The sequence below is a fragment of the Kluyvera sp. CHPC 1.2972 genome, from assembly GCF_036759925.1.
Taxonomy (GTDB): domain Bacteria; phylum Pseudomonadota; class Gammaproteobacteria; order Enterobacterales; family Enterobacteriaceae; genus Kluyvera.
This window is the reverse complement of record NZ_JAPKIB010000032.1, coordinates 1-10,538: the sequence shown is the minus strand read 5'-3', so window position 1 is coordinate 10,538 and position 10,538 is coordinate 1. Positions and strand designations below refer to the sequence as shown.

General features: G+C 51.1%; 11 protein-coding genes and 1 pseudogene. 9 read left to right on the top strand and 3 right to left on the bottom strand.

The features are described from left to right. Window positions 1–6 precede the first annotated feature (6 nt). On the bottom strand, window positions 7–2,985 hold the full coding sequence (locus tag V6944_RS23130) for a Tn3 family transposase (RefSeq protein WP_333500658.1): 2,979 nt from the start codon (window positions 2,983–2,985) through the stop codon (window positions 7–9). 159 nt (window positions 2,986–3,144) lie between these two features. Here V6944_RS23130 and V6944_RS23125 point away from each other — a divergent pair, with 159 nt between their 5' ends. The 4 genes from V6944_RS23125 to V6944_RS23110 all read left to right on the top strand — a co-directional run bounded on the left by V6944_RS23125 (window position 3,145) and on the right by V6944_RS23110 (window position 5,537). After that, entirely contained in the window at window positions 3,145–3,729 is a 585-nt protein-coding gene (locus tag V6944_RS23125; RefSeq protein WP_008502231.1) for a recombinase family protein, read from the top strand. A gap of 184 nt (window positions 3,730–3,913) precedes the next feature. After that, window positions 3,914–4,471 carry an OsmC family protein gene (locus V6944_RS23120; RefSeq protein ID WP_023304049.1) on the top strand — a complete coding sequence of 186 codons (558 nt, stop codon included), beginning with the start codon at window positions 3,914–3,916 and terminating at the stop codon, window positions 4,469–4,471. 141 nt (window positions 4,472–4,612) lie between these two features. Beyond that, complete coding sequence (locus V6944_RS23115) at window positions 4,613–5,194, top strand: TetR/AcrR family transcriptional regulator (protein WP_023304048.1); 582 nt, start codon at window positions 4,613–4,615, stop codon at window positions 5,192–5,194. Between the two features lie 4 nt (window positions 5,195–5,198). Further along, complete coding sequence (locus V6944_RS23110; protein WP_000888080.1) at window positions 5,199–5,537, top strand: carboxymuconolactone decarboxylase family protein; 339 nt, start codon at window positions 5,199–5,201, stop codon at window positions 5,535–5,537. Between the two features lie 29 nt (window positions 5,538–5,566). On the opposite strand, the gene V6944_RS23105 is transcribed toward V6944_RS23110, so the two are convergent. After that, complete coding sequence (locus V6944_RS23105; protein ID WP_023304047.1) at window positions 5,567–5,896, bottom strand: thioredoxin family protein; 330 nt, start codon at window positions 5,894–5,896, stop codon at window positions 5,567–5,569. 212 nt (window positions 5,897–6,108) lie between these two features. Between V6944_RS23105 and V6944_RS23100 the strand changes: the two genes are divergently transcribed. The 3 genes from V6944_RS23100 (at window position 6,109) to V6944_RS23090 (ending at window position 8,821) form a co-directional block, all read left to right on the top strand. Then, window positions 6,109–7,215: an alkene reductase gene (locus V6944_RS23100; protein ID WP_006687059.1), complete on the top strand. Its 1,107-nt coding sequence runs from the start codon at window positions 6,109–6,111 to the stop codon at window positions 7,213–7,215. Between the two features lie 65 nt (window positions 7,216–7,280). Further along, window positions 7,281–7,982: a DsbA family oxidoreductase gene (locus tag V6944_RS23095; protein ID WP_023304046.1), complete on the top strand. Its 702-nt coding sequence runs from the start codon at window positions 7,281–7,283 to the stop codon at window positions 7,980–7,982. A 65-nt stretch (window positions 7,983–8,047) separates the two neighbouring features. Beyond that, on the top strand, window positions 8,048–8,821 hold the full coding sequence (locus tag V6944_RS23090) for an SDR family NAD(P)-dependent oxidoreductase (protein ID WP_023307210.1): 774 nt from the start codon (window positions 8,048–8,050) through the stop codon (window positions 8,819–8,821). Window positions 8,822–8,883: 62 nt separating this feature from the next. Here the strand turns inward: V6944_RS23090 and V6944_RS23085 are convergent, their stop codons facing one another. Next, window positions 8,884–9,183 carry a hypothetical protein gene (locus V6944_RS23085; RefSeq protein ID WP_023307211.1) on the bottom strand — a complete coding sequence of 100 codons (300 nt, stop codon included), beginning with the start codon at window positions 9,181–9,183 and terminating at the stop codon, window positions 8,884–8,886. Between the two features lie 241 nt (window positions 9,184–9,424). Here V6944_RS23085 and V6944_RS23080 point away from each other — a divergent pair, with 241 nt between their 5' ends. Beyond that, on the top strand, window positions 9,425–10,177 hold the full coding sequence (locus V6944_RS23080) for an alpha/beta hydrolase family protein (RefSeq protein WP_023307212.1): 753 nt from the start codon (window positions 9,425–9,427) through the stop codon (window positions 10,175–10,177). Window positions 10,178–10,203: 26 nt separating this feature from the next. Continuing rightward, a pseudogene (locus tag V6944_RS23075) lies at window positions 10,204–10,517 on the top strand (Tn3 family transposase); the annotation flags it as partial. Window positions 10,518–10,538 lie beyond the last annotated feature (21 nt).

Genomic DNA, 10,538 nt, shown 5'->3' with positions numbered 1-10,538 from the left:
TTAAGACTATTTTTTGTACAAAGCGGTATCGACTGTACGTAATGAGCGGTATTTTCCGGATCCCAGCTTAAGATTATTACGCCAGACGTAATCTCCACTCAGATTGATATGTTCCCAGCCCAGGGGAGAAAGATGAGAGACCAGTTGCTCATTTATCGGGATACCCTTTCGTTTTAGTGACTCAATAGCTCTTTCTATATATACCGTGTTCCACAACGTGATCGCTGCTGTCAGTAATGTCAGCCCACTGGCGCGATAACTCTGATTCTCCAGCCCACGATCCCTTATTTCACCCAGACGGTGCAAAAAGACCGCTCGCGCAAGGGCATTACGGGCCTCACCCTTATTCAGCCCCGCCTGCACGCGTCGGCGCAGACCGGGATCACGGAACCAGTCCAGCATAAATAGTGTCCGTTCGATGCGGCCAATCTCTCTCAGCGCTTTGGCAAGTCCATTCTGTTTTGGGTAACTGGCTAACTTTTTCATCATCAGTGATGCGGTGACTGTCCCCTGCTTAATCGAGGTTGCCAGGCGCAATACCTCATCCCAGTGCGACTCAATGTCTTTGATATTCAGGCAGGTTGTTGATATGACAGACTGAAGCCCCGGATAGCGCTCGGCCTTTCCATGAATAAACAGCTGCTTGTCATGAAGATCACGGATCCTTGGCGCAAAAGCGAATCCCAGCAGGTGCATCAGGGCGAAAACATGTTCAGTGAAGCCTGCGGTATCGGTGTAATGCTCGGTAATTTCCAGATCGCTTTCATGGTACAGCAGGCCATCAAGCACGTGGGTTGAGTCGCGCACCCGGCTGATCACTTTGGCGTAGAACGGGCTGTATTGGTCTGAGATATGCGTATAAATCTGCACGCCCGGCTCCTGACCATATTTAAGATTGACCTGACCGGCATAACGTCCGTGACTGCCTACCCGAAAGTTCTGCCCGTCTGACGACGATGTTGTCCCGTCGCCCCAGAATGCGGCCAGAGGCCGCTCTTTCTGTGCGTTGACCAGCTCGGCCAGTGCCGCTGAATAAGTTTCATCCCTGATGTACCATGCCTGAATACCTTCGAGTGACGATCTTGTGGCCCCAGGGCAGGATTCCGCCATTTTTGTCAGCCCAAGGTTGATGCCGTCAGCCAGAATGGTGGTCAGCAACAGTCTTCCGTCTTTTGGTCTGACGTTATTATTTTTGAGGTGCGCGAAGTGACGCGTAAATCCCGTCCAGCTATCAACTTCTTCCAGTATCTCCGTAATTTTCGGATGGGGAAGCATGCCATAGACCAAATCTGCAAAGGGTGAAACACCTGAAGGAACGCTGTTCTCCAGTGGAGTGATTTTTACGCCTTTATCTGAGATATCTACATCGGGCAAATCACCGGCAAGCGCCATCGCGTTAACTTCTTCCAGCCGAGATGCAAGAAGAGTCATACGGGCCTGAAGGTATGCCTGGCTATCGGTCTGAACGGCCAACTGTAACTGGTCATTATGTCGGGATTTCTCAAACTCAGCAGTCGGGATGAGATAATCATCAAAATTTTTGTAGCGGCGCGATCCTTTTACCCAGATATCACCGGAACGTAATGCACCCTTGAGTTCATTCAGTACGCAAAACTCGTAGTACTTGCGGTCGATGCCTGAAGGCGTGAGCACCAGTTTTCGCCAGCTTTCAGGGATAAACCCTGTTGGCGCTGATGGCGGCACTTTACGAAGTTGTTTACGGTACATTTCCGTTATGGTGTCCAGCGCATCGCTGAGCGCCTGCGCCGCAGGTGTCGCCATGAACTGCAATGCTGACAGCATACGCGGGGCATATTTACGCAACGTACTGTATTTTTCGGTGATCAGATGAAGCGCGTCGAAATTGCCCTTACGGGAAAGAAACCGCGTTTCTTCCACGCTGTTGATGAATTCCTGCCAGGGAAGGACATCTTCTATTGCAGTCCAGGGATCTTCCCCGGATTCTCTGGCGTTAAGTAACGCCTGCCCGACGGTAACGTACTGCTTCAGCTTGCTCTGAATAAGCTTTCCCGTTTGCTGGAGCCGTTCGGCCTGCGTGCGTTTTGCCCTGCTGAACAGACTACCCAGGATACGCTCGTGCAGATCAATCACTTCGTCAGTCAGGGTGGCCCTGGCCTCTGTTATTATACAAACCAGCGTAGCGTAACGTCTGACATCGGTGAATTTTGCCAGGTCCCTGCTGCTCATTTTCCGGCCCTCACGCGCCAGTTTAAGCAACCTGTTCTGGTGAACGGAAAGTGCAATACCATCAGGCAACCCCAGCGCAGCGATGGAATTAAGCCGGTCGATATGTTGCAGCACATTTTTACCGTTTATTTTACCCGGAGGCTGTAGCAGCCATGCCAGACGGGAAGGTTGTTCACCCTCTGATATGAGCAGGCTGTCGAGTGCTGATTTATGCTGCTTTTCCAGTTGCGCGGTAAGTGTCGAAAATACCGATCTGTTAGCGAGCGTGACGACTTCGGCAAGCGTCCGTTCGATCACTTCAACAGAAGGGAAAATAACATTATTGTTATGTAGCCAGCTGAGCATTTCTTCCGCCAGCATAAATCCTTTGTCAGTTCGCATGGCATAGGGGTGCAGATGGCGGATACAGTCTTTTTGCATTGACCGGCTGAACGGGGATAGTTCCAGGTAGCGATAAAGTTCGGTCAGATGTTCCCAGCGGGTTTGCTCTCTGGATGCATATTCCGGCCATAAATCAGGCTGAAGTTTCAGTCGGGAAGCAACCCTGGATACAACGCCATTGTGAGGAGCACTGCTTTTGTCCGGAATAAATCCAGGTCCACGCAGATAACAGAGTAATACAGCAAAGCCCAGGCGATTCGCTGGCCGTCGGTGCTTATTAATGAGCGCAATATCCGGTTCGTTCAGAAAACACATTCGGGTCAGAATAATTTCATCATCTGGTATAACCAGTAAGCGTTCCTGCTCTTCACTGCTCAGTATCTGTCGCCGTGGCATAAATGCTTCCCTCGCGTATAGTTTTCATCTGTTATTTGTTCGCTGTGAGCGAAACCGGTCGGTTTCGTACATCACTTACAGCACATGTCCGAAACTTAGTGAAATTAATTTCGGACACACGTTATAATTCGGACACCCATTTCGTACGGAAAGTTTCCCATGTCACGTGTTTTTGCCTACTGCAGGGTCTCAACTCTGGAACAGACCACAGAAAACCAGCGTCGTGAAATTGAAGCGGCAGGTTTTGCCATCAGATCCCAACGACTTATTGAGGAGCATATCAGTGGCTCGGTTGCTGCCAGCGAACGCCCCGGATTTATCCGGTTGCTAGATCGCATGGAAAATGGGGATGTACTGATTGTCACCAAACTTGACCGTCTGGGTCGTAATGCGATGGATATCCGAAAAACAGTAGAGCAACTGGCGGCTTTAGATATTCGCGTTCATTGTCTCGCACTCGGAGGCGTTGACTTGACCAGTCCGGCCGGAAAAATGACTATGCAGGTAATTTCTGCTGTAGCGGAGTTTGAGCGGGATTTGCTGCTTGAGCGAACGCATTCAGGTATTGCGAGGGCAAAAGCGGCTGGAAAACGCTTCGGTCGCCCTCCCATCCTGAGCGAGGAACAAAAGCAAACAGTGACAGAACGCCTAAATGCTGGCATCAGTATCAGTGCTATTGCCCGGGAATTTAATACCACCCGCCAGACTATCCTTCGGGTAAAGGCTGGATTGCTGCAAGAGTGAGCGGCTGGGAAGATTATAAAAAAATCAAATGGTTATTATGAAATAAAACAGCCTGCTGGATTCTTTCCCCCCTATTTTTTATAAAAGAGTAGACAAAAGAGGTTCGCGATACTAATCTACCAACTAGATGGTTGGTATTGATTGCACCAGCTATACCTTTTATCAAGAAATTACAGGAGCCATTATGTCTACTACCGTTAAACCTTCTGCAGACGCAGCTGCGATCCACAATACCCGTGAAGCAGTTCGCAGCCAGCCTGGCCTGGGTAACCTGACTTTCCAGATGAAAGCCCGTTCCAGCGGCGGATTAACCGTTCGCACAGAGACCGGCGCCACAATCCAGAACGGCGTTATCGATAACAGCCGCGCAGGGAAATTTTCTAATATCGGTGATGAACCCGCAGGTTTACTCGGCACCGATACCGGCATGAGCCCGACTGAATACATCATGCAGGCGCTGGCTGGCTGTTATACCGCCACCCTCACCATGATGGCTGCTGAAAAAGGGATCGACCTGGACGGTATCGAGCTGGATCTTAATTTCGATATCAACCTCAACGGCTTCCTTGGGCTGGACAGCAACGTGCGTAAAGGTGCGAAATCTATTCGCGTCGATGTTCACCTTACGAGCAAGACCGCCAGTCGCGAGGAGTTAGAAGCGCTGGTCAGCGAAATGCAAAAGAATTCGCCAATCCACGATACTCTGGCTAATCCGGTTGAAATGATTACACGCCTGGCGTGATGTCAGAGATGTAATGCTGCCATTCAGAATGCAGGATGGCAGTGACGTTCAGCTCTGCACGATACTGAGTCAGTGATACAACTTGCTACGGAAAAATAGCAACAATATAATCTATCAACTAGTAGATTATATGGAGTAATTATGACAACCATGACACGGGAACGGCTGCTCAGCGAAGCAGAACACCTGATGCGCGAAAAAGGGTATTCAGCATTCAGCTATGCTGATTTATCAAAAATAGTGGGTATCACCAAGGCCAGTATTCATCACCATTTCCCGACCAAAGATATTCTGGGTGAGCAGGTGGTAATACAGGCGTTCTCCGATACACAACGCGTATTTGAGCAGATAGAGGCGACTGAGAAAAGCGCGGAGAAAAGAATTGCGGCCTACATCGATATCTTCGCGCAAAGCCATAAAGCTTCACTACTGCCACTGTGTTGTGCGTTGTCAGCGGAGACCGCCAATCTGCCTCAGGCAATTACTGTACAGACATCACTTTATTTCGATATGCAAATCGAGTGGCTCACAAAAGTCGTCAGGGCGGGCATGGAGTCAGGTGAGTTTTCATCCCATGCCGAACCATCAGATATTGCTTTGATGATCATTAATGTCTGTGAAGGCTCAAGCGTAGTGGCGCATGCAACGGCCAGACCCGAAGTCTTCACCAACAGCCTTAAGTATATAAAACTGCTTCTTAATACCCCTCATTCAGGAGAATGACACTATGCTGGACTGGAACAACTATCGCTCAGAGTTAATGCAACGTTTAGGTGAGTTGGGCAAACTGACCCCCGAGACCATGAAAGGCGTGGTTGCCCTGGGCAACGCAGGTAACAAAACTGACCTTCTGGGCGCAAAAGTGCGTGAACTCATTGCCCTGGCGTGCGCTGTCACAACGCGCTGCGACGGCTGCATTGCTTTTCACGCCGACGCCGCTGTGAAAGCCGGTGCAACCGACGCTGAAATTGCTGAAGCTCTGGGCGTGGCGATTAACCTCAACGCTGGCGCTGCGGTCATTTATTCAGCCCGCACTCTGGATGCTGTCGGTCAGGCACGCGGTTAAGCATTAATAAATTCCACGTTGAAAGGGCATTACTGCCCTTTTTTTATGTCCGCAATCGCCTGAGCATATACCGATGCAGGTTTCACACCCGGTATGCGTTTAACTAATTGCCCTTCATGAAATATCAGCACAGACGGCAGCCCCCAGATCTCGTATTTGGTTGTCAGCACCGGCGCCTGATCTACATTGACTTTCCCCACCTGAATATCTCCATCGAGCCGGTCTGCAAACTGACTGAACATTTCTTCGCTGGCCTGACAGGGCGGACACCAGGGTGCAGAGAAACGTACCACCGATATTCCTTTGTACTGTTCTATCTGGCGGAAATTATCTTCGTTATAGGATGTTAATGTACGCATGGTGATGACCTCGCAAAGTGAGTGACAATTCAAAAATGGCCGCGTCATGAGAAAAAGTACGGCATGCCCATTGACCTACCTACTAGATGGTTGGTATATTGCCACCCATCAGATGTTTATGCAACTCCAGTGCGCGACGTCCGGTCGATGATACTTCCGGGTTGTGCAAATCCCTGTCGGGATAACTCCTTTTTGCTTTTGTGAGGTACACGATGAGTAAGCTTTTCACCCCCTACAATCTGTCTGGCCTGGCGTTAAAAAACCGTGTAGTCATGGCACCGATGACCCGCACCCGCACCATGAATGACGTGCCGGATGAGGTCGTGGCTTTGTACTATGCACAGCGTGCTTCTGCTGGCCTGCTCATCACCGAAGGGATGCCGGTTTCAGAAGAAGGCCGGGGTTACCTTTATACCCCTGGTATCTACAACGACGAACACGTCCAGGGCTGGCGTAAGGTGACACAAGCGGTTCACGCCAAAGGTGGCCGTATTTTCGCGCAGCTCTGGCACGTCGGCCGTATGTCTCACGTCTCTCTTCAGCCAGGCCACATAGCGCCGGTTTCAGCGGGCACCGTTCAGGCGGTCAATACCACCGTTTTTGCGCTGACCGAATCCGGAGAACCGGGCCCGGTTGTACCAAGCCAGCCACGCGCGCTGGAAACGCATGAAGTGAAACGCATCACTGCAGACTTCGTGCACTCCGCACGCCTGGCGATGGAAGCCGGCTTTGACGGCGTGGAAATCATGGCTGCAAACGGATTCATCTTTGACCAGTTCCTCAGTAGCGAACTGAACACCCGCACCGACGAATACGGCGGCTCGGTGGAAAATCGTCAGCGTTTCCTGCTGGAGACCATTGACGCCGTGGCGGAAGCCGTGGGTAACAGCCACGTTGCCGTGCGCCTGTCACCGTTCGGCCGCATTTATGACCTCGCGCCGTATGAAGGTGAAGAGCAAACCTGGTCAGCCATCACCGACGCGCTCGGTCAGCGGGAACTGGCCTACGTACACCTTTACTATCAGCCGGTGTACACCAAAGCGCCACTTCCGGAAGGATTCCGCCGCCGTTTTCGCAACACGTTTAAAGGCACCATCATCGCTGCCGGCGGGTTTACCCGTGATATCGCAGAGCAGGCTCTGGAAGATGATGAGCTGGATCTGGTGGCATTTGGTGTGCCCTACATCGCTAACCCGGATCTGGTTGAAAGAATGCAAAACGGCTGGCCACTGGCAGAAAGTGACCGCGCCACCTACTACGGCGTCAGTGGTTCCCCGGAAAAAGGCTATACCGATTACCCGGTCTGGCAGGCGCAATAAATCCCATACGGTCGCGGTTCTCTGATAAGTGAGACCCGACCGCCCAAGGTCTTTGAGGAATCATTATGCAAACGCTGAAACCCACCCTTACCATCGATATCTGGTCAGATTTGGTCTGCCCGTGGTGCTGGATTGCTAAAAAAAGATTTGAACAGGGTCTGAATCGCTTTGAATTTCGCGATCAGGTGGTGCTCCGTCATCACAGCTACCGTCTGGCCGGTGGTACTCCCGCTATGCCTTTTAAGGATGCCATCGTTAAAAAACTGGGCAGTCAGCATTCAGCGGAGCTGATGATGAATCAGGTGGGCACCGCCGGTAAATCTGAAGGTCTGATCTACAACTTTGACGGCATGATGTTTGGTGATACAGAAGATGCACACACCCTGCTGGTTGCCGCGCGTAAGGCCGGAATTGCGGACGCGGTGGAAGAACGTTTTTATCACGGCAGTATCACCGAAGGTCGCTCTCTCTTTGACCGTCAGCAGCTCGTTGCAATGGCCGTAGAAGCCGGTATGCCGAAAGCTGACGCTGAAGCCGCCCTGGAAAATGACGATTTTCGCGCCACCGTTTCCGACGATGAAGCCCACGCACAGTCTATTGGCCTCAGCGGCGTTCCGGTTTTTGTGATGAACGAAAAATATGCCATCAGCGGGGCTCAGGCAGCAGATAACTTTTTGAATGCCCTGCGTCAGGTATGGGATGAACAGCAAACCGAATTTTCAGCCACGGCGGGTCAGACCTGCGGAACGGATGGCTGCAGTATTTAATCCGTCAACCGCCGGCAGTTTCACCCTGCCGGCAACGTCTTACCCACCAGTAATGGAGTCAGAAAATGAACACTTTTTTCAAAGGTAAAAAACTGCTCGTCGTCGGCGGTACCAGCGGCATGGGTCTGGCCGTCGCACGCATGGTACTGGAAGCGGGCGGCAGTGTGGTGCTGACCGGGAATAAAAAAGACAAAGCCGAAGCGGTGCAAAAAGAACTGAGTCCTCTGGGACCGGTTGCGGTTATTGCGGCGAACCTGATGACCGAAGAAGGTATGGAAACTATCCGTCGGGAAATTAATGCCCGCCACCGCGATATCAGCCTGATGGTGAATGCCGCCGGGATCTTCATGCCGAAAGGCTTTACCGATCACAGCTTTGACGATTATGACATGTATCTTGCGCTGAACCGCGCCACGTTCTTTATTACGCAGGATGTCGTGAAGAACATGCTCGCCGCGAAGCTCGAAGGGTCTATCGTCAATGTCGGTTCGATTGGCGCCCAGGCAGCACTGGGTGACTCGCCGGCCTCGGCCTATTCAATGGCAAAAGCGGGTCTGCATGCCCTGACGCGTAATCTGGCGATTGAGCTGGCCAGCGCGGGTATTCGTGTCAACGCTGTGTCTCCCGGGATTGTTCATACGCCAATATACGAAGGCTTCATGGACAAAGCGGATATCGCTGATGCTATGAAGTCGTTGAACGATTTCCACCCGCTGGGACGCGTCGGAACTGCCGAAGACGTTGCAAACACTATTCTCTTCCTGTTGTCTGACAAAACCTCATGGGTGACGGGCGCTATCTGGGATGTCGATGCGGGCATCATGGCGGTCAGACGATAACCCCGTTACGCTGGCATGAGCCGCCCCTTTACGGGCGGCATTTTTTTGTCGCCAGAATGTCTTCAGCAGGCTTCACTCAGGATATTCACGACCTGTTTCCGTACCTGGATATAGGCGACAGAGAACAGCACCGCATACGCCATGAGGTAAAACCCGCTCAGCGGACGCCACAGCGATAATGTGGTCCTGGCGTGATAAAAGAGGAAGGGGGACAGGACGAATGCACCACTGGCCAGCCTGAGGCTGCTGAATGAAAGGGGATCAATGTGGCCTCCTTGCAGGGCCAGACGACACAGAATGGAGTTTGCCGCAAATGCCAGCATTGCCAGTGATATTTTAAGAATGAGCGCGCACCTGGCCATTCGAGAAGTCCTCACAAAAATCCTGCAAACTACCATCTAGTTGGAAGCATGGCGTAAGTGATCACCGAACAGGAAGCAATAACCAGCTTTCAAACTGGAAGGTGAGGACAGGCATTCGGAATGAATTCTGTTTCACATCCCCAGTGGAGGACGGAAAACGCGTTATGCCAGATGCAGAGCAGAAGCTTTTTTTTCTCCTGCGATCAAACATATGACATCAGTTTAAGGCCCGGAATATCCTATGAAAAAACTAAAATTTACGTTCAAAAATGCGGCGGGTGAAGAACTGGCCGGATTGCTTGAACTTCCTGAAAATCCTAAAGCGTTTGCGCTGTTAGCTCATTGTTTTACGTGTGGCAAAGACCTCAAAGGCGCGGCGCGTATTGCGCGGAAACTGACAGAGAAAGCTATCGCCGTTCTCCGGTTTGATTTTACTGGTCTGGGAAACAGCGAAGGGGATTTTTCCAACACCAACTTCTCATCCAATATTTCGGACCTGCTTTGCGCGGTAGATTATCTCCGCCGACAGTACGAAGCGCCTTCTTTGCTCATCGGTCATAGCCTGGGGGGATCTGCCATCCTGTCTATCGCCGGCGAAGTTCCTGAGGCAAAGGCCGTTGTCACCATAGGATCACCCGGAGAACTGACACACGTAAAACGTCTTTTTAAGGATGATGTTGAAAACATTAACCAGCATGGAGCCTATCCCGTTGAGCTGGCCGGGCGGGTATTTACGTTAAAGAAACAGATGCTGGACAATATTCAGGAACACAAAATCGCTCATAAGGTGTTCGCCATGAACAAGCCTCTGCTGATTTTTCATGCGACTGAAGATGATACCGTGTTAATTGAGCAGGCCGAGAAAATATTCAAAGCAGCTAAGCATCCCAAGAGTTTCATTTCCCTGGGTAAGGCTGATCACCTTCTGACACATGCTCAGGATGCTGAATACGTTGCCGATATCATTATATCGTGGAGCGAATGTTACCTTTAAACAGAGTAAATGCGTTCAAACTCGTAGCGCTGAGGGCGATTTTCTGCAGAGATCGGACACTGTTTATGCTGGACTGATTTTGCGATAAAGGCTCAGGCCGATGCATACAGGCGGGGCTGTATAAGGGGGAGGCCCTTGGGCGAGCATCCTTCATGCACCGGCTGAGTGAAATCAGGGATATGGGGGTGGGAGGATCAGAATTACCACGCCACCGGCGCTGACACTACATACGGCGGCGATAACACTCTGGAATACGGTTTATATAGAAAGAACCATTGAGCCGCTTAAGCAAAAAGGAGTCCCTGTTAATGAACTGCTGGTCTCTCATCCTTCTCCACTGCTGTACAAAATATAGTCTTAG

Excerpts from the sequence above, each read along its gene's own strand:
- V6944_RS23130 (WP_333500658.1), bottom strand. The coding sequence starts at position 2,985 with ATGCCACGGCGACAGATACTGAGCAGTGAAGAGCAGGAACGCTTACTG.
- V6944_RS23125 (WP_008502231.1), top strand. The coding sequence starts at position 3,145 with ATGTCACGTGTTTTTGCCTACTGCAGGGTCTCAACTCTGGAACAGACC.
- V6944_RS23120 (WP_023304049.1), top strand. The coding sequence starts at position 3,914 with ATGTCTACTACCGTTAAACCTTCTGCAGACGCAGCTGCGATCCACAAT.
- V6944_RS23115 (WP_023304048.1), top strand. The coding sequence starts at position 4,613 with ATGACAACCATGACACGGGAACGGCTGCTCAGCGAAGCAGAACACCTG.
- V6944_RS23110 (WP_000888080.1), top strand. The coding sequence starts at position 5,199 with ATGCTGGACTGGAACAACTATCGCTCAGAGTTAATGCAACGTTTAGGT.
- V6944_RS23105 (WP_023304047.1), bottom strand. The coding sequence starts at position 5,896 with ATGCGTACATTAACATCCTATAACGAAGATAATTTCCGCCAGATAGAA.
- V6944_RS23100 (WP_006687059.1), top strand. The coding sequence starts at position 6,109 with ATGAGTAAGCTTTTCACCCCCTACAATCTGTCTGGCCTGGCGTTAAAA.
- V6944_RS23095 (WP_023304046.1), top strand. The coding sequence starts at position 7,281 with ATGCAAACGCTGAAACCCACCCTTACCATCGATATCTGGTCAGATTTG.
- V6944_RS23090 (WP_023307210.1), top strand. The coding sequence starts at position 8,048 with ATGAACACTTTTTTCAAAGGTAAAAAACTGCTCGTCGTCGGCGGTACC.
- V6944_RS23085 (WP_023307211.1), bottom strand. The coding sequence starts at position 9,183 with ATGGCCAGGTGCGCGCTCATTCTTAAAATATCACTGGCAATGCTGGCA.
- V6944_RS23080 (WP_023307212.1), top strand. The coding sequence starts at position 9,425 with ATGAAAAAACTAAAATTTACGTTCAAAAATGCGGCGGGTGAAGAACTG.